The sequence below is a fragment of the Neotamlana sargassicola genome, assembly GCF_020523965.1.
Taxonomy (GTDB): domain Bacteria; phylum Bacteroidota; class Bacteroidia; order Flavobacteriales; family Flavobacteriaceae; genus Neotamlana; species Neotamlana sargassicola.
The window spans coordinates 406,037-425,347 of the sequence record NZ_JAJAPX010000001.1 but is presented as its reverse complement, the minus strand read 5'-3'; the positions used below and the strand labels follow the sequence as shown (position 1 = coordinate 425,347).

Annotated in this window: 18 protein-coding genes; 15 read left to right on the top strand and 3 right to left on the bottom strand. The window is 33.7% G+C overall.

The window, feature by feature from the left end; all coding sequences use genetic code 11:
- Positions 1 to 322: 322 nt before the first annotated feature.
- The 14 genes from LG651_RS01840 (at position 323) to LG651_RS01775 (ending at position 13,252) form a co-directional block, all read left to right on the top strand.
- Positions 323 to 652: a HesB/IscA family protein gene (locus LG651_RS01840; protein ID WP_044633079.1), complete on the top strand. Its 330-nt coding sequence runs from the start codon at positions 323 to 325 to the stop codon at positions 650 to 652.
- A gap of 16 nt (positions 653 to 668) precedes the next feature.
- A complete protein-coding gene (gene sufB, locus LG651_RS01835) occupies positions 669 to 2,117 on the top strand; it encodes a Fe-S cluster assembly protein SufB (RefSeq protein ID WP_226694454.1) in 1,449 nt (482 codons plus the stop codon).
- A gap of 54 nt (positions 2,118 to 2,171) precedes the next feature.
- On the top strand, positions 2,172 to 2,591 hold the full coding sequence (locus LG651_RS01830; protein ID WP_226694453.1) for a hypothetical protein: 420 nt from the start codon (positions 2,172 to 2,174) through the stop codon (positions 2,589 to 2,591).
- 1 nt (position 2,592) lies between these two features.
- Positions 2,593 to 3,345, top strand: a complete 753-nt coding sequence (gene sufC / locus LG651_RS01825; RefSeq protein WP_226694452.1) for a Fe-S cluster assembly ATPase SufC — start codon at positions 2,593 to 2,595, stop codon at positions 3,343 to 3,345.
- A gap of 72 nt (positions 3,346 to 3,417) precedes the next feature.
- Entirely contained in the window at positions 3,418 to 4,731 is a 1,314-nt protein-coding gene (sufD, locus tag LG651_RS01820) for a Fe-S cluster assembly protein SufD (RefSeq protein ID WP_226694451.1), read from the top strand.
- 116 nt (positions 4,732 to 4,847) lie between these two features.
- Positions 4,848 to 6,062, top strand: a complete 1,215-nt coding sequence (locus tag LG651_RS01815) for an aminotransferase class V-fold PLP-dependent enzyme (RefSeq protein ID WP_226694450.1) — start codon at positions 4,848 to 4,850, stop codon at positions 6,060 to 6,062.
- Positions 6,063 to 6,206: 144 nt separating this feature from the next.
- A complete protein-coding gene (locus LG651_RS01810; RefSeq protein WP_226694449.1) occupies positions 6,207 to 7,268 on the top strand; it encodes a zinc metalloprotease in 1,062 nt (353 codons plus the stop codon).
- A 78-nt stretch (positions 7,269 to 7,346) separates the two neighbouring features.
- Positions 7,347 to 8,132, top strand: a complete 786-nt coding sequence (locus LG651_RS01805) for an META domain-containing protein (protein WP_226694448.1) — start codon at positions 7,347 to 7,349, stop codon at positions 8,130 to 8,132.
- 116 nt (positions 8,133 to 8,248) lie between these two features.
- The gene (locus tag LG651_RS01800; RefSeq protein WP_226694447.1) at positions 8,249 to 8,671 is read left to right on the top strand and encodes a SufE family protein; all 423 of its coding nucleotides are present in this window, start codon (positions 8,249 to 8,251) and stop codon (positions 8,669 to 8,671) included.
- A 77-nt stretch (positions 8,672 to 8,748) separates the two neighbouring features.
- Positions 8,749 to 9,075: an SUF system Fe-S cluster assembly protein gene (locus tag LG651_RS01795; RefSeq protein ID WP_226694446.1), complete on the top strand. Its 327-nt coding sequence runs from the start codon at positions 8,749 to 8,751 to the stop codon at positions 9,073 to 9,075.
- Positions 9,076 to 9,085: 10 nt separating this feature from the next.
- Positions 9,086 to 10,927 (top strand): ABC transporter ATP-binding protein, encoded by a 1,842-nt coding sequence (locus LG651_RS01790; protein ID WP_226694445.1) that lies wholly within the window; start codon positions 9,086 to 9,088, stop codon positions 10,925 to 10,927.
- 18 nt (positions 10,928 to 10,945) lie between these two features.
- Positions 10,946 to 11,455, top strand: a complete 510-nt coding sequence (locus LG651_RS01785; RefSeq protein WP_226694444.1) for a DUF2480 family protein — start codon at positions 10,946 to 10,948, stop codon at positions 11,453 to 11,455.
- Positions 11,456 to 11,532: 77 nt separating this feature from the next.
- The gene (locus tag LG651_RS01780) at positions 11,533 to 12,471 is read left to right on the top strand and encodes a DUF3078 domain-containing protein (RefSeq protein ID WP_226694443.1); all 939 of its coding nucleotides are present in this window, start codon (positions 11,533 to 11,535) and stop codon (positions 12,469 to 12,471) included.
- Between the two features lie 82 nt (positions 12,472 to 12,553).
- Complete coding sequence (locus LG651_RS01775) at positions 12,554 to 13,252, top strand: hypothetical protein (RefSeq protein WP_226694442.1); 699 nt, start codon at positions 12,554 to 12,556, stop codon at positions 13,250 to 13,252.
- 7 nt (positions 13,253 to 13,259) lie between these two features.
- Here LG651_RS01775 and LG651_RS01770 read toward each other — a convergent pair whose 3' ends face one another.
- On the bottom strand, positions 13,260 to 15,560 hold the full coding sequence (locus tag LG651_RS01770) for a transglycosylase domain-containing protein (RefSeq protein WP_226694441.1): 2,301 nt from the start codon (positions 15,558 to 15,560) through the stop codon (positions 13,260 to 13,262).
- Complete coding sequence (hflX, locus tag LG651_RS01765; RefSeq protein ID WP_226694440.1) at positions 15,544 to 16,767, bottom strand: GTPase HflX; 1,224 nt, start codon at positions 16,765 to 16,767, stop codon at positions 15,544 to 15,546. The genes LG651_RS01770 and hflX overlap by 17 nt, the downstream gene beginning before the upstream one ends.
- Before the next feature lie 75 nt (positions 16,768 to 16,842).
- Here hflX and LG651_RS01760 point away from each other — a divergent pair, with 75 nt between their 5' ends.
- Positions 16,843 to 17,811 (top strand): endonuclease/exonuclease/phosphatase family protein, encoded by a 969-nt coding sequence (locus tag LG651_RS01760; protein WP_226694439.1) that lies wholly within the window; start codon positions 16,843 to 16,845, stop codon positions 17,809 to 17,811.
- Between the two features lie 2 nt (positions 17,812 to 17,813).
- Here LG651_RS01760 and LG651_RS01755 read toward each other — a convergent pair whose 3' ends face one another.
- Positions 17,814 to 19,238: a DUF5689 domain-containing protein gene (locus LG651_RS01755; protein WP_226694438.1), complete on the bottom strand. Its 1,425-nt coding sequence runs from the start codon at positions 19,236 to 19,238 to the stop codon at positions 17,814 to 17,816.
- Positions 19,239 to 19,311 lie beyond the last annotated feature (73 nt).

Here is a 19,311-nt window from a genome sequence, read left to right as displayed (position 1 = left end):
TACCGGTGAGGATGACTTTATCAATAACTTCCATAAGTGTGTAATCACGACAACTTCGTTGTAAAAAAATGAAAATAATAATTTTATAGGTAATGATTAGAAATAGTATAAGGTTCTCATGTCCTGCTAAATAGGTTAAGTTTTTTGTGGTTCGGTTAGAAATAACAAGCTTTACCTATTAAATCCTGTTAAATTTAAAATTTTGGAGACGTGTTAAGAGCTAATCTATAAAAAAAAGCTATAAAACTATATAGTAATATAATGTTAGGTTATGTTGAAATACACGTCTTAAATTGTATATTTGCACTCAATAAAAAACAATATGATAAAAGTTTCTGAAACAGCAAAAAAGAAAGTTATTGAGCTTATGAACGATGACGGCTTTAACCCAAGTACAGACTATGTGCGTGTGGGTGTAAAAAGCGGTGGTTGTTCTGGGTTGTCTTACGATTTAAAGTTCGACAAGGAAAGCAATGACGATGACAAGGTTTTTGAAGATAATGGTGTAAAAATTATTGTCGATAAAAAAAGCTTTTTGTATCTTATAGGTACAACTTTAGAATATTCAGGAGGTTTAAACGGAACTGGATTTGTGTTTAATAATCCAAACGCCAACCGCACATGTGGTTGTGGGGAGTCGTTTTCATTATAATAATTAAGAAAGCATTATGTCGAAATATACCGAGGATGATTTAAGAGAAGAATTAAAAACCAAAGAGTACGAATATGGTTTTTATACAGATATAGAATCTGAAACATTTCCTGTTGGGTTAAACGAAGATATTGTTCGTGCTATTTCAAAAAAGAAAGAAGAGCCAGAGTGGATGACCGAATGGCGCTTAGAGGCTTTTAGAGTTTGGCAAAATATGGAAGAGCCAGACTGGGCGAATGTTAATTATGAGAAGCCAGATTTCCAGGCTATTTCTTATTATTCTGCACCAAACAGTAAACCAAAGTACGACAGTTTAGATGAGGTAGATCCGGAGTTGTTAGCAACTTTCGAGAAGTTAGGAATTTCTCTAGACGAGCAGAAAAAATTAGCCGGAGTCGCTATGGATGTAGTGGTAGATTCTGTTTCTGTGGCTACAACTTTTAAAAAGACTTTAGGTGAAAAAGGAATTATTTTTATGAGTATTTCTGAAGCGATAAAAGAGCATCCAGAACTTGTAAAAAAATATATTGGTACAGTTGTACCTCAAAAAGATAATTTTTACGCCGCTTTAAACTCTGCTGTTTTTAGTGATGGTAGTTTTTGTTACATACCAAAAGGTGTAAAATGCCCAATGGAGCTGTCTACATATTTCCGTATAAATCAAGCCGGAACTGGTCAGTTTGAAAGAACTTTAGTGGTGGCAGACGAAGGTAGTTACGTAAGTTACCTAGAAGGTTGTACAGCCCCAAGTCGCGACGAAAACCAGTTGCACGCAGCGGTTGTAGAGTTAATTGCTTTAGATGATGCAGAGATAAAATACTCAACTGTACAAAATTGGTTTCCAGGAAATGCCGAAGGTAAAGGTGGTGTTTTTAATTTTGTAACCAAACGTGGTTTATGCGAGAAAAACGCAAAAATTTCATGGACGCAAGTAGAAACTGGTTCTGCTGTAACCTGGAAATACCCTAGTTGTGTGTTAAAAGGCGATAATTCGGTAGGAGAATTTTACTCAATAGCGGTTACAAATAACTACCAGCAAGCCGATACCGGTACAAAAATGATTCATTTAGGCAAAAACACTAAATCAACCATTATATCAAAAGGTATTTCGGCAGGAAAATCGCAAAACAGTTACCGTGGTTTAGTTCAAGTAAATTCTAGAGCAGAAAACGCACGTAACTTTTCACAATGCGATAGTTTGTTAATGGGTAACGAATGTGGTGCACATACGTTTCCATATATCGAGGCTAAAAATAAATCGGCTAAAATAGAACACGAAGCAACAACAAGTAAAATTGGTGAAGATCAAATTTTTTACTGTAACCAACGTGGTATAGATACCGAAAAGGCTATTGCATTAATTGTAAATGGGTTTAGTAAAGAGGTGTTAAATAAATTACCAATGGAGTTTGCTGTTGAGGCTCAAAAACTATTAGAAATAAGTTTAGAAGGTAGCGTAGGATAAATTTTAAATACACACTTTGTAACGTTAAAGTGTTTGTGGAATTAAGTTTTCAAAATGAAAAAAATCATTTATTTATTATTTGTGCTTATCGCTTTTACAAATTGTAAAAACGATGCAAAAACTAAACCAGAAGATGTGCCAGTAGCTACCGATAAAAGTAGTGGGCGTACAGAAAAGCAAAGCGATGGTTTAACCTTGTTAAAAGGTGAGTTTGTTTATTTTGGAGATGCCGCAGTATTGCAAACACATAACGAAATTTATGGAGTTTATGTTACTGATAAAATGCTAGAGCTCAATGCAAAGGCAAAACAATATAAAAGGCAGCCAACCGATATGGTTGATGTTATAATTAGAGGAAAAATTACAAATAAAAAAGACGATAAAATTCTTTGGGAAAATAAAGTTGAAATTGTTGAGATAATTAATGTTTCTAAACCAAAGGAAAGTAGCAACGTTGTAAAATTAGAACAATAGGATGTTAAAAATTAACGATTTACACGCAAGTGTTGAGGACAAGGATATTTTAAAAGGCATAAACCTTGAAGTAAAACCAGGAGAAGTTCACGCTATTATGGGGCCAAACGGTTCTGGTAAAAGTACGTTAGCTTCTGTAATTGCAGGAAAAGAAGATTATGAAGTACAGAAAGGATCAATTTCTTTTAATGGAGAAGCTATTGAAGAGTTAGATGCTGAAGAGCGTGCTCACAAAGGTGTCTTTTTATCGTTTCAATATCCAGTAGAAATTCCTGGAGTTTCAGTAACTAACTTTATAAAAACAGCTATAAACGAATCGCGTAAAGCACAAGGTTTAGAAGAAATGCCTGCTAAAGACATGCTAAAACTTATTCGTGAAAAAGCCGATTTATTAGAGATAGATCGTAATTTCTTATCACGTTCTTTAAACGAAGGTTTTTCGGGAGGAGAGAAAAAACGTAACGAAATTTTCCAAATGGCTATGTTAGATCCAAAATTGGCAATTCTTGATGAAACCGATTCTGGTCTAGATATCGATGCACTTCGTATTGTAGCAAATGGTGTTAACAAACTAAAAAGTAAAGACAATTCTGTAATTGTAATTACGCACTACCAACGTTTGTTAGATTATATTGTTCCAGATTACGTACACGTACTTTACAAAGGTAAAATTGTAAAATCAGGTACTAAAGAGTTAGCTCACGAACTTGAAGCTAAAGGTTACGATTGGATTAAAGAAGAAGTGAACGCTTAAAAAGTAAACCAGTCTCAGTATGAGTAAACAGTACAGCTGTAAACGGAAAACTGCCACTGTAAACTAAAAAAAATGGATTTAAAAGACAAATTACTATCATCGCATTTAGTATTCGAAGACCGTTCAGATATGGGATCATATGTGAATAATTTACGAAACGATGCTATAAAAGTATTTCAAGAAAAAGGCTTTCCTAGTAAAAAAGATGAAGCCTGGAAATACACCTCTTTAAACAAAGTTTTAAGCGAAGACTATTGCGTTTTTCCAAAGCAAGAAACCGCTTTAGAATATAACGATGTAAAAAAATATTTTATTCACGATATAGATACTTATAAAATTGTATTTATAGATGGTAAATATTCATCGCACCTATCGCAAACCACACACGAAGGTATCGATGTTTGCCTAATGTCGTCAGCGTTATGTAAACCAAAATATCGTTTGGTAATAGAAAATTATTTTAATAAAGCCGCAGAAAGCGATAGCTTATCAGCTTTAAACACGGCATTTTCAAGCGAAGGCGCATACATCCATATTCCAAAAAATAAATTGGTAGAAAAACCAATTCAAATAATACACTTCTCAACAGGTAACGAAGCAGCAATTATGTTGCAACCTCGTAATTTAATTGTTGTAGGCGAAAATTCGCATGTTCAAATTATAGAACGTCACCAAAGTTTAACCAATAATCCGGTATTAACTAATAGCGTAACAGAAATTTTCGCAGCAAAACGTGCTATTGTAGATTATTACAAAATACAAAACGATAACGCCAATGCATCGTTAATAGACAATACGTTTATTAAGCAAAAGCAAAGTAGTTTAGCCTCTGTACACACATTCTCTTTTGGAGGTAAGTTAACACGTAACAACCTTAATTTTTATCAAAATGGAGAGCGTATCGATTCTACACTAAAAGGAGTAACCATTATTGGAAACAAACAACATGTAGACCATAATACGCTAGTGCATCATATCGAGCCAAATTGCGAAAGTCATCAAGATTATAAAGGTATTTTCGACGAAAATTCAACAGGTGTTTTTAACGGTAAAGTTGTTGTAGAAAAAGAAGCGCAAAAAACAAATGCATTTCAAGCCAACAATAACATTTTAGTAAGCGATAAAGCTACTATTAATACCAAACCACAACTAGAAATTTTTGCAGACGATGTAAAATGTTCACACGGTTGTACCATTGGTCAATTAGACGAAAGTGCTATGTTTTACATGCAATCGCGCGGTATTCCTAAAAAAGAAGCCAAAGCATTATTAATGTTTGCATTTAGTAACGATGTATTAAGCTCGGTAAAAATACCAGAGTTAAAACAACGCATTACAAAAATTATAGCCAATAAATTAGGAGTAAGTTTAGGTTTCGATTTATAGTCCTAAAAGCATTTTTTAGTATTTAATTTTTTTTTGAAGCTAATCCCGCTTTCGGCAGTCGCTTCCCTATCGGGCGGGCTCCAACAAATGCCTCAATCGGGGCTAAACACAACATCATGTTTAAAGTAGAAAATATACGAAAAGATTTCCCAATACTGTCCAGACAAGTAAACGGTAAACCTTTGGTGTATTTCGATAATGCAGCAACATCGCAAACACCACAGCAAGTTATAGATGTAATTGTAAATTATTACTCAAACTACAACGCTAATATACATCGTGGTGTGCATGCTTTAAGCCAAGAAGCAACCGATTTATACGAGCAAGCACGATATAAAATACAAGCACATTTTAACGCTAAACATGCCCACGAAATAATTTATACTTCAGGAACTACACATGGTATAAATTTAGTAGCCAACGGGTTTTCTGCACTCTTAAAAAAGGGCGACGAAATTATAGTATCAGCTTTAGAGCATCACAGTAATATAGTGCCTTGGCAAATGCTTTGCGAGCGTACAGGAGCCAATTTAAAAGTAATACCAATGAACCAAAATGGTGAGTTGGAAATTAAGGCATTCGAAACGTTATTAAACCAGAATACAAAGCTTGTTTTTGTAAATCATATTTCAAATGCTTTAGGAACAATAAATCCTATAGATCATATTATAAAAAAAGCACACGAAGTTGGAGCAGCTGTTTTAGTTGATGGCGCACAATCTAGCCCGCATATTAAACCAGACGTTCAAGCGTTAGATGTCGATTTTTATGTAGTTTCAGCCCACAAAATGTGTGGTCCAACAGGTGTTGGCGTATTGTATGGTAAAGAAGATTGGCTTAACAAATTACCACCATACCAAGGAGGAGGAGAAATGATTGCCGAAGTAACTTTCGAAAAAACTACCTATGCAGCTTTACCACATAAGTTTGAAGCAGGAACACCAAATATTTGTGGTGGCATAGCCTTTGGTGCAGCCATCGATTATATGAATGCGGTAGGTTTCGATGCTATTGCAGCATACGAGCATGAACTTTTAGAATATGCTACAAATAAACTTTTAGAAATAGAAGGTTTAAAAATATACGGTACTTCAAGACATAAAACATCGGTAATTTCATTTAATTTAGAAGGTATTCATCCCTACGATGTTGGTACTATTCTCGATAAGTTAGGGGTTGCAGTTCGTACAGGTCACCACTGCGCTCAACCCATAATGGATTATTTTAAAATTCCAGGTACCGTGCGAGCTTCATTTGCATTTTATAACACAAAATCTGAAATAGATATTTTAGTTGAAGGTGTTAAAAAAGCAAAAATGATGTTGAGTTAAATTTCATTTATAATTTGCTATTTTCTTTAACAAGCTTTAATTAAATTGCATTTCCGCATTGAATTAACATAATTTTTAGAAATTTGTAAGTTTTTTTTGTTAAAAAGTCATATCTTAACAGGCGACTAATTCAAATTATTTACGATGAAAAAATTATTTTTTAGTATGGCTGCTTTGGCCTTAATGCTTACAGCTTGCGATGACGACAAAACTGAAATTTCTACAGAACAAGAGATTGATATGAGTGACTTCTATCTCTACACAGATAGTAGCGAGTTAACAGCAAAAGCTTCTAATGTTAAAGACGAGTTAAAAAACTGTTATTCCATGAATGTTTTGAACAGGCAACTGGATGAAAATCCAGGCTTGGCAAAAAAAATGTATGATGTTGAATACCACACGAGACAATTTATTGCTGCAAAAGGCAAGCCTTCCAACCCAGGAAATGGAAATGGTGGAAACGACGGTGGTGGAGAAGACCCAACTCCAGATAACTTAGGTATCATAAACATTCCTGTTAATGTTATTGTTGTTTATAGTAATGCTGATGAAAATATTAGTAATGCTCAAATTAGTTCACAAATAGCTGTACTTAATGACGATTTTAGGAAAGCTAATAATGATGTAAATGAAGTGCCAACAGAGTTTGAAGGGTTAGCCGCAGATAGTGAATTTAGCTTTACTTTAGCAAACACATATAGGTATGCAGACTCAAGAACGTCTTGGGGAACCAACAATGCTGTAAAAAGTGCTTATCCTCCGGTATCTCCAGAAACACATTTAAATATCTGGGTTTGTAACATTGGTGGTGGCATTCTGGGTTATGCGCAATTTCCTGGTGGTAACTTAGCTACTGATGGTGTAGTTTGTTCGCCGCAATTCTTTGGAACTACAGGTTATGTGCAAGCTCCATTTGATAAAGGCAGAACAATGACTCACGAAGTTGGACATTATTTAAATCTGCGCCATATTTGGGGTGATGGGAGATGTAAACAGGACGATTTTGTTTCAGATACCCCTTCTTCTGATGGGCCAAACTATGGTTGTCCGTCTTATCCAACGGTTAATTGTAGAACAAACGACATGACCATGAACTATATGGACTATGTTGATGATGCTTGCATGTATATGTTTTCAGAAGGTCAAAAAGTTCGTATGAGAGCAATTTTTGCTCCAGGTGGTGCTCGTGAAAGTATGTTGCCTTAAATCATAAAAAAAAATATAAAGAATTTTAAAGGCGCCAACTTTGGCGTCTTTTTTGTATCTTATTTTTAAAAATTACTTATGAAACTCATATCAGTCTTTTTGCCTTTAGTCATTTTAAAATGCTGCTGGGGACCAACCGATTATCAATTAATGCTCGACAAACAAAACAGCAATTCTATTTTAATCGATTTAAATAATAGCTTTAATATCACTAATTTAAATGGTAGCGATATAACGGCTCATGGATTGACTATAAGTTATAATAGCGCATCGAACACCGTTTCTGGATTTTCAGGGTGTAATCAGTTTTCAGGAAATTACACCATAAACGAAAACGCGATTAATTTTAGCAATATAATATCAACTAAAAAAATCTGTTTAAATGATGCAAATGCCATTGAAACTGAATTTTTAAAAACTTTCAAAAATGCCAATGCTATTTTATTTAGTGATAACGGGTTTTCTTTATTCAACAAGAAAAAATTGCTGCTAAAAGCCTTTAAACAAGAGCAGATTTCAATTGATTATACTGTTTCATCAAGAGGTTTTTTTAAGGAAGTTTTAGTTAATGCACAATCGGTATTATTAACTCAAAAGCGTGGTGGTTCTTATAATAAAACATCAATTTCACAACAAGACTGGGAACGTATAAAAAATACTTTAAAAATTATTAAAATCGAGGAAATTTCAGAATTGAAAGCGCCAAGTCATAAATATGCCTTCGATGGTGCGGCATTAGCTCATTTAAAAATAACGAAAAACGGAAAGACGTATCAGTCGGCGCCTTTCGATCATGGAAATCCACCAGCAGAAATATCTAATCTCGTTAAAGAAATCTTATCTCTTTCAGAAAACATTGAATAGCATTAATTCTTGTTGTATTTTTGTATTTAAATTCATGTTGTAAAGCAGGGTTTTAGCGAAACCTTTTCATTTTCAAAAAATAAAATTGAAATCTTTCAACTTAAAAAATTGTACACGTGACTATAGAAGAAATACAAAACGAAATTATAGACGAATTCTCAATGTTTGAAGATTGGGAAGAGCGTTACCAGTACATGATAGATCTTGGTAAAGATTTACCTTTAATTGACGACCAATATAAAACCGATAATAATATTATAAAAGGTTGCCAAAGTAAAGTTTGGGTACATGCAGAAATGAATGATAATAAAGTTGATTTTACTGCCGATAGCGATGCGATTATAACTAAAGGTATTATTGCTATATTAATTCGTGTATTTTCTAATCAACACCCAAAAGATATTATTGAAGCTAACACCGATTTTATTGATAAAATTGGGTTAAAAGAGCATTTATCGCCAACGCGCGCTAATGGTTTGGTTAGTATGGTAAAACAACTTAAAATGTATGCTATTGCATACCAAACACAACTTAATTAAGTTGATTTGTTGAGCCGTTTATTTGTTAAGAAAACAATTAAACGTATTAACAGATAAACAAAAAAACATTTAATAAAATGAGTGATTCAACAATAAACACCGCCGAATTAGGAGAAAAAATAGTAAATGTTTTAAAAACGATTTACGATCCTGAAATACCTGTAGATATTTACGAGTTAGGTTTAATTTACGATGTATTTGTAAATGAAGATAACGACGTTAAAATTTTAATGACGCTTACAACACCAAATTGCCCAGTAGCAGAAACTTTACCACAGGAGGTTGAGGAGAAAGTAAAATCGCTTAATGAGGTAAACAATGCAGAGGTTGAAATTACTTTCGACCCGCCATGGACACAAGAGCTTATGAGCGAAGAAGCCAAGTTAGAATTGGGTATGCTATAAAATTTAAAGCATGGTTAATCGTGGGCCAAGGTCGTTTAAAGATAGTAAAAGAAAAAAAGTTGACTTAAAAACATCTTTTAATGCTTTAGTTTACATTCCGCGTTTCTTTAAAGAAATTTGGAATGTAAATAAAAAGCTATTTTTACTTACAGCATTTTGCAGACTAATAGCCGCATTATTGCCTGTTATTATTTTATGGGTAGGTAAATTAATTATAGATGAAATAATTTACCAAATTTCTTTAGAGGTTACAGACTATTCACAACTTTGGGGTTACGTTGGTTTAGAGTTTGGTTTAGTTATTCTTTCCGATTTAATAAGTAGAGCCGTTTCACTTACAGATGGTTTGTTGGGCGACCAATACAATATTGCCACTTCGGTAACTATTATTCGAAAAACCAATCAAATAAATATAAGTTTATTAGAAGATGCCGAATTTTACGATAAACTAGAACGTGCCAGAACACAAACAACAGGCCGTGTAGGTTTAATGTCTAATGTTTTAGGGCAATTACAAAGTGCCATTTCTATAACCACTTTAGTTGGTGGTTTGGTAATTTTCGATCCTTATTTAATTATTTTACTGGTTTTAAGTATAATTCCTTCGTTTATAAATGAAATTCGTTTTAGCCAACAGCAATACTCTTTGGCTAGAAGTTGGACATCAGAACGACGAGAACTAGATTACCTACGTTTTATTGGTGCTAACGATAAAACAGCTAAAGAAATTAAGCTTTTTAATTTAACCGACTTTGTTGTAAATCGTTTTAAAAATCTATCTGAAGAATATTTCAAACTCAATAAAAAACTAGCTGTAAAGCGGTCGGCATTAGGTTTTCTGTTTAACGTTTTAGGCTCCTTAAGTTATTATGGTGCTTATGTTTTTATTATTTATCGTGTACTTTCTGGAGCGATAAGTTTAGGCGAATTAACGTTTTTATCAGGATCTTTTAATCGTTTAATGAAGAATTTACAAGAGTTCTTCTCCAAATTTACACGCATAGCAGAAAGCGCACTTTACTTAAAAGATTATTTCGATTTTGTAGATATTTCGGTAAAACCAGAAGTTAACGAAGATTTACCTTTACCTAAAGAAATTAAAGAAGGTTTCGAGTTTAAAGATGTTTATTTTCATTATCCAGAATCTGAAAAAGACATTTTAAAGGGCATTAATTTTACCCTTAAAGCAGGCGAAAAAATGGCGTTTGTTGGCCAAAACGGAGCGGGAAAAACAACGTTAACAAAATTGTTATTGCGTTTTTACGAGCCAACTTCAGGAGAAATTTTATTAGACGGCATCAATATAAACCGTTACAAAAAATCGGAATATCAAGCTTTTTTTGGAGTGATTTTTCAAGACTTTTTTAAATATGAATTTACTGTAAAAGAAAATATAGCCATTGGAAGTATTACAGAATTAGAAAATCAATTAAAAATTGAAAATGCGGCCGAACTAAGTTTGGCGAGTGGTGTGGTTAGCGAATTAAAATATGGCTACAACCAGCGTTTGGGTAAGCGTTTTTCTAATGGGCAAGAGCTCTCTGGCGGACAATGGCAAAAGGTAGCTTTGGCACGAGCTTACATGAAAGATGCCGAAGTTATTATTTTAGACGAGCCAACATCGGCTCTAGATGCTAAAGCCGAAAGTGAAGTTTTTGGCCGATTTATTGGACTAACAGAAAGTAAAACAAGTATTATTATTTCACATAGATTTAGTACCGTAAGGCAAGCCGATAGAATTTTGGTTTTACAAGACGGTAAAGTTTTAGAAATTGGAACTCACGATGAGTTAATGCAGAATAAAACGTTATATTCTGAACTCTTTTCCCTTCAAGCAGAAGGTTATCAATAACAAAAAATATGGCATATTATGGCAGATGAAATTATAAATCGCGTGGCGAATAGTAAACTAGTTACATTAGATTTAGAAGATTTTTACCCTAAAGGAACGCGTGTTCTTTTCGATATAAAAGATTGGCTTTTTGAAGGTTTTGTGCTTCGAGAAAAAGATTTTAGAACACAGGTAAGCGAACACGATTGGTCGCAATACAAAGATAATTATGTAGCACTAACCTGTAGTAGCGATGCTATAATTCCGGGTTGGGCATATATGCTACTTAGTTTGCATTTAGAGCCTTTCGCAAAAAAAACAATTGTAGGCAATTTAGGAGCTCTAGAAACTTCAATTTACCAAGACATTATAAACGATTTGGAGGTATCTGAATATACAGATAAACCTGTAATTATAAAAGGTTGTTCTAAAAAACCTGTGCCTCAAAATGCTTACATCATGCTTGCCAATAAGGTTAAAAAAGTAGCGAAATCAATAATGTATGGCGAAGCTTGTTCTTCGGTGCCGCTTTTCAAAAAAAAATCCTAAAATTTAGTGACTCTAAACTAAATCGAGGGTCATAACCGTATATTTGTATAAACTTTCAAAATAAAATTTAAACTTAAATGAAAAAAGTACTAGTATTAGGATTGTTGTTTTTAGGAGTTATTTCTACAAACGCACAAACTAAAGAAGAATTACAAGCACAAAAAGCAGAAAAGCAAGCAATTGCTGATAAAGCTCAAGGCGAAGCTAATGCTATTCAAGCAAAAATTGATGCCTTACCAGGATGGAGAATTGGTGCTTTTGGTACCATTGGTGGTAGTCTATCTGGTTTTAATAACTGGTATTCGCAATCGGCTCCAAATTTAAATTCAGGAAATATTGGTTTTACATTTAATGCGTTTGCAAACCAAATCCAAGACAAGTATTTCTGGAGAAACTCATTAACTTCTAACTTAAGTTGGATTAAGTATGATGACAGAGATGATGCTACAGACAATGATAGCTTTGAGCCAGCAACAGATATCTTTAACATATCATCTTTATATGGTTATAAATTATCTGAAAAATTAGCAGTTTCAGCTTTAGCTGAATACAGAACGACGTTATTAGAAAACTTTAACGACCCTGGTTATTTAGATGTTGGTGTTGGTATTACATGGACGCCAATAACAAACCTTTTAGTTGTTGTACACCCATTAAACTACAACTTTGTTTTTGCTGATAACGATGCTGTTTTCGAATCGTCTTTAGGTGCAAAAATAGTTGCTGATTATACAAGAAAAATTGGTGCAATAAACTTTAAAACAAACTTATCTGCTTTCCAAAGCTACAAGTCTAGTGACTTATCTAACTGGACTTGGACAAACTCTTTTAGCTACACGTTATGGAAGAAAATTGGTGTAGGATTTGATTTTGGTTTAAGAGACAACAAACAAGAAGCTTTAAACTATATTCAAACACTTGATGCTGCAGATGGTGGTGATGAAAATGCTACGTTTGATAGTATTGACAATAAATTACAAACGTATTACACAGTTGGTTTAAGCTATAGCTTCTAATTGAAAAAGAAATAAAAAAACAGGAAAAAGCCTCTTACGTTGTAAGTGGCTTTTTTTTATTTTTAGGGTAAATAAAACCGTTATGAAAGCTAAGCATAATAAAGATTTACAACACTCCGATTATAGAATACGAAAACTTATAGGTGTTCTAGGTCTTTTTTTGCCAATTTTAGTCTATTTTTCTGGTGGCGAATTATTGGCATCTATAAGTCATTATTATTATAAGCCACTGCCTTCTTTATTTTTCATAATTATTTTATCGGTTTTTGGTTTGTTTTTGTTGTCGTATAAAGGCTATAAATTCGATTCTAAAACAGAAACTATAAGCGACGATATTTTAACCAATATTGGTGGTATAGCTGCATTAGTTGTTGTTTTTGTACCAACGTGTTGCAAAGAAAGTTTAAGTGCGAGTATTGATATTATTTGTAGAGATGAAAACTACCCGTTGTTAGGTCACGGCAACACATTTAAAAACACAATACATTTAGTAGCTGCAGGAGTTTTTATGTTTACTATGGGGTGGATGTCTAAATTTAAATTTACAAGAAGCTCTAACGATGTTAATAATACTATTTATAAAATTTGTAGAAACTTAGTCTGGGCATCAATAGCATTAATTGTTGTTTTTATTGTTTTAGAAGATTACGACATTGTGCTAACCAAATATTATGTGTTTATTTTTGAAACTACAGCAATAATTCCCTTTGGAATATCTTGGCTTGTTAAAGGCGAAGTTTTAGATAATGTAAGTGATATGTTTACTAAAAAAGAGAAGTAATTAATCTTTACTTCTCATCATTTGAATTAAAATTTTTCACTTTTTTCTTCTTACCAAATAATCGTTTTAAAAAGCCATCTCGTTTTTCTGGTTCGCAGTTTAAATCTTCAATAACTTTAGAATCTGGTTTATCAAATCTACTTTTAGTAATAGAATTAAATTCGGCATTTGCATTTAATTTTTGATAAAATTTTGCGAAAATTGGTAATGCGGAATTAGCGCCTTGGCCTAAGCCTGTGCTTTTAAAACCAATGCTATGGTTGTCGTTTCCAACCCAAGTTACGGTAACCAAATTAGGTGTTAAGCCAACAAACCAGCCATCTTTATTGTTTTGGGTGGTTCCTGTTTTACCAGCAATATCGTTTGTTAAACCATAAGTATTTCGTAATCGAGAAGCCGTTCCAGAGTTTACTGTAGCTTTCATTATTTCTAGCATCACTTCTTTTGTGTAATCGCTAAAAGCTTCAGTTTTATTTATTTCTGGTTTAAATTCAGCAATTAAATTACCATGTTTATCTTCAATTCTGGTTATGGCATACGGTTTAACACTGTGTCCGTTGTTTAAATAACTAGCGTAAGCTCCGGTTAATTCTTTTAAATTAATTTCGGCAACACCAAGCGCTAACGATGGTTCTTCTGGAAGCGTTTTAGTAATGCCTAATTTTTTAACTTGATTAATAACTTTAGGAATACCAACTTCGTTAAACACCTTAACGGCAATTGTGTTTATAGAGTTACTTAAGGCTTTTTCTAGGGTGTAGTTTATGTACGGATCTTCTTCTTTGCTACCAGAATTACTCGGCGTCCAATTATCGTAATTTTTATAAGTAACCTCAGAAAGTGAAAAATAAGTACATGGTTTCATACCGTTTTCAATGGCTGCGGTATAAACAAAAGGTTTAAATGTAGAGCCAACTTGCCTTTCGCTTTGCGATACGTGGTCGTATTTAAAATAGCGATAATCAATACCGCCAATATAGGTTTTAATGGCACCAGTTTTTGGTTCAATAGCTAGCATGCCGGTATTTAAAAGCTTCAAATAATGCTGTAAACTATCAATAGTCGATATATTTTGAATGGTGTCGCCTTCCCAATTAAAAACTTCCATATCGCGTTTAACCGATAAAGAATCTATTATTTGCTGATGAGATAAACCTTTTTCTTTTAAAATTTTATAGGTTTTATGCTTTTTTATTGTGGCTTCAAGTAAAGCTGAATTTTTTTTCCAAAGCGAATTTTTTCCATAGGAAGCTTCAAAAGCAGTTTGTAATTTGGTTAAATGCGATGCCATAGCGTCTTCAGCCAAACGCTGCATATCTGCATTTAAAGTGGTGTAAACTTTTAATCCATCTTTATATAAGTTGTATTCGGTATCATCAGCCTTATTAATGGAGTCTAAAATTTGAGTGAGCTCTTGCTTAACTTGTTCTCTAAAATATGGTGCAATACCAACGTCGTGGTTAAAAGAATGGTAGCTTAAATTTACATCGTGTTTACTTAAAATATTTAGAGAGTCCTGTGGTAAATAATTGTATTTCACCATTTGATTAAGCACCACATTTCGGCGCTCTTTACAACGCTCTTCATGCAATCTTGGGTTGTAATAATTATTAGCTTTTAGTGTGCCAACAAGCAATGCGGCTTCGTTTTGTGTTAATTTTTTAGCCGATTTGTTGAAAAACTTTTGTGCTGCACTTTCTATGCCGTACGTATTATCGGGAAACGGAACGGTATTAAAATACAGTGTTAAAATATCGTTTTTAGAGTAGATTTCCTCAATGCGTTTGGCAATTATAGCTTCTTTAAATTTATTAACTATGATGCCCACAATTGGGTAATGCTTGCGTCCAAATAGGTTTTTTGCTAATTGTAATGTTATGGTACTACCACCCCCAGCCGATTTATCGCGAAGCAAAATACTTTTTATAAACACGCGCCCTAAACTTACATTATCTACACCGTCGTGTTCGTAAAATCTGGCATCTTCGGTGGCAATTAAAGCTTGGATTAAATGTTCTGGAAAATCTTCAAATTCTAGAGGTTGCCTATCGTAAATGTAATATTTGCCTATAAGTTTTTTATTAGAATCTAGAACTTGAGTAGCTTCTTCTTGTTTAATAGAACTTAAGTCCTCTTTTGTTGGTAGTTTACCAAATGCGCCTAAATAAATGCTAAAGTAAAGCCCGATAAAAAATAAAATAATTACTCCAATACCAATAAAACTAAACTTTACCCACTTCTTTTTTAGGAAAGCAGTTAGTTTAGTTTTAAAGCGGTTTATGTCTTGGTTTTTAGGCGTCGTCTGCATCTAATTCGTTGTAGTCTGGATATAAAAAATGGTTGTACGGAAAACGTGTTACGTGAATTTCTCTAACTTCATCGTAAACACGTTTTTTAAAATCGTCAAGATTCTTTTTATTTAACGCAGAAATAAACAAAGCATTGTTTCCAATTTTGTTCATCCAGGTGCTTTTCCATTCTTCAAGCGAGTAATGCTTTTCGGTGCGTTCGGTTTCTAAATCGTCCTCATCAAGCGGTTCAGCTTGGTAAGCATCAATTTTATTAAAAACCATAATGGTTGGTTTGTCGCTGCTTTCTATTTCGCCTAATATTTTGTTTACCGATTCTATGTGTTCTTCAAAATTAGGATGCGAAATATCAACAATATGCAATAGTAAATCGGCTTCTCGAACTTCATCTAAAGTACTTTTAAAGCTATCTACAAGCTGGGTTGGTAGTTTACGAATAAACCCTACTGTGTCGCTTAATAAAAAAGGTAAATTTTGTATAACAACTTTACGAACTGTAGTATCGAGTGTTGCAAAAAGTTTGTTTTCGGCAAATACTTCACTTTTACTAATAACATTCATGAGTGTAGATTTACCAACGTTGGTGTAACCAACAAGTGCCACGCGAACCATTTTGCCACGGTTTCCACGTTGTACGGCCATTTGCTTATCGATGGTTTTTATTTTTGCTTTTAGTAAAGCTATTTTATCGCGAACAATACGTCTGTCGGTTTCAATTTCGGTTTCACCCGGACCGCGCATGCCAATACCACCTTTTTGGCGTTCAAGGTGCGTCCACATACCTCGTAAACGAGGTAATAAATACTCACATTGCGCCAATTCTACTTGAGTACGAGCATAACTCGTTTGCGCACGTTGGGCAAAAATATCTAGAATTAAATTAGTTCGGTCTAGAACTTTTACGTTAAGTATTTTGCTAATATTGCGCTCTTGAGCTGCCGAAAGTTCGTCGTCGAAAATAGCAGTTCCTACGTCGTTTTCTTCTATAAACTGGCGCACATCTTCCATTTTACCGCTTCCAATAAAAGTTTTCGAGTTTGGCATGTCCATTTTTTGCGTAAAGCGTTTTACGGCATAACCACCGGCGGTAAAAGTTAAGAATTCTAATTCATCTAAATATTCTTTAAGTTTAGTTTCATCTTGGTCTTTAGTAATAATTCCAATTAAAACCGCTTTTTCTAAAGTAATATCTTTTTTCTCTATCATATATGTAAAATATAAACAAAGTTAATCAATTGTTAGCACTTATATTTTTATATTTTTGAAGTTAAATTTTTATTGATGAGCGACATTTTTGATGATATCCCGGTGAGAAACGATTTGCAAACTATTGCATTTTATAACCTTGAAAATTTATTTGATATACACAAAGATAGAAATACTCATGATAGCGATTTTTTACCAACCTCTGTAAAACGATGGACACCAAAACGCTACGATAATAAACTTAGGAAATTAAGTTACGCCATTTCTAATATAGGAAAGCGCGAAACCGGTAAAAACCCGGCTATTGTTGGTTTAGCTGAAGTTGAAAATGCCACAGTTATTCAAGATTTACTGAATTATAAACATTTAAAAGATTATAATTACGGATTTGTACATTACGATTCGCCAGACGAACGCGGTATTGATGTTGCCTTAATTTACGATAAAGCTAGTTTTGAAGTTTTACATTCTGAAACGTATAGCGTTTTACTTAGAGATGAAGATGGTTCGCCAGATTATACCAGAGATATTCTTTTGGTTTCTGGAAGGTTAGATGAAGAAAAAGTACATGTTATTGTAACGCATTGGTCATCTAGACGTGAAGGACAGAAAGAAACCGAGTATAAACGTATGGCATCATCAAATAAAGTGGCCGAAATTATTACTAAGCTAAAACAAGAGAATGAAGATGCAAGAATTATTGTTATGGGCGATTTTAACGACGAACCCGATAATAAAAGTATTAAGAATTTAGTTGATAATTTCGGACTTTATAACCCTATGGAAACTTTACGATCTTTTAGTCGCGGTACAACATATCATCATAGAAAATGGAATTTGTTCGATCAAATTATGTTTACAACCAATTACTTTAAAAACTCGAATAATGAATTTGAATTTTTTAAAGCAAATATTTTTGATGAAGATTTTTTAAAAACCTTTAGTGGTCGTTACAAAGGGTCGCCTTTTAGAACTTATGTTGGTAAAAAATATAATGGAGGTTATAGCGATCATTTTCCTGTTTATACGGTTTTTAAGAAGTAGTTTTAATCTACATAATCAACACTTATCTCATCTAACTCATAAATACCATCAAACGAATCAATACCGCCTCCAGTAAATTTAAAGGCGATGTATAGTGTTCCGGCTTGGCAGGATAAATCTATGGTTCCAGAATTAAACCAAGTCGCAAAAGAATCGGTGTCTTGTACAATGTAAGCATCAGCAAAAACACCCCAATTTGCAGTGGTAATTGTAGCTTCGTTGCCATCCCAATCTTGTGAATATAACACTTCCATAAAACTACTATCGGCTAAACTATTTGAAGTTTTAAAGCGAAGTGTTTCACCATCGTGTTCATCTAAATTTATAGCTGGTGTAATTAACCAGCCTATGTTGCTTACATCGCCAGAACTGGCACATTGAAATCTGCAAGAACGCCCCAAAGATGCATTTGATGAGGTTGATGAGTAGCCTTCCCAAGCTTCGGTTCCGGTTTCAATGTAATTCGTCCAACCTTCAATTTCAACAAAGCGGTTGTTACTTTGGTCTTCAAAATCTTGGTATAATAAATTGCTAGCGCCTAAAGTTTCAGCTAATCCGCATTCCCATTCTGCAGGATCACATCTATTAGTGTTTTCAAAATTAACGTCTTCAGAAGAATTTACAATAAGCACATTAAAATCATCACCAAAATCTCTAGAAAAAACTCCTGTGATATGTCCTTGACCTTGCGGAACGACTAAAGCATTAAAATCGGCAAATGTACTGGTTTGTAAAAAGGTAGATACACCAGTTTCACAGCTTTCTAGTAGCCTAAAACCGTCAAATTCATCGAAGGATTCAGCAGAAAAAGTTCTTCCCTTTTCATACCGATTAAGTTGCATGTTTTCTAATTTAATAAGCGTATTTAAATCGGCACTGGTTAAGGTTTCAAAACCTGCTATTTTTGGTGAAATATCTGCGATTTCGTTAGTTCTTAAAATGATATCTTGATATTCTGATGCTTGAATTTGTTCGACTTCAGCAGCATTACCTTTGCCAATTGTTATAACACCATTAGATTCTCCAAGGGTTAAATCGTTCATTTTAACATAAATCTTTTGTCCTATTTGGTAGGTGTCACTTAAGCTGCTGGCGTTTATACTAATTGAAAACCCTAGCCTTGGGTCGTTATCTGGGTTGCTATCGTCTGTTTTATTTTGAATGATGAGTTCTTCGAAAAAATTACCATATTTATCGGTTGAAATTACATAGCCTTCAATATATAAATCGGTATCGCTATAAATTTTTGCGGTTGAATTTCCGTTGTTTACCGCTTGTTCGTAAAGCGATTTTATAGCCGAAAATGTGGTGATGTTGCTTTCTGGAATTATAGGGTCTTCTGTAGAAATATCTGGAATACTAAAATCTTCATTATTTACACAGGTAAATAGAAAAGCGAATAGTATTGCGGGGATTATTTTTTTCATCTTTTTTAATATGTTTTGATATCATGCTGAACTCGTTTCAGTATCTCATTTCATCTGAAACAAATTCAGGTTG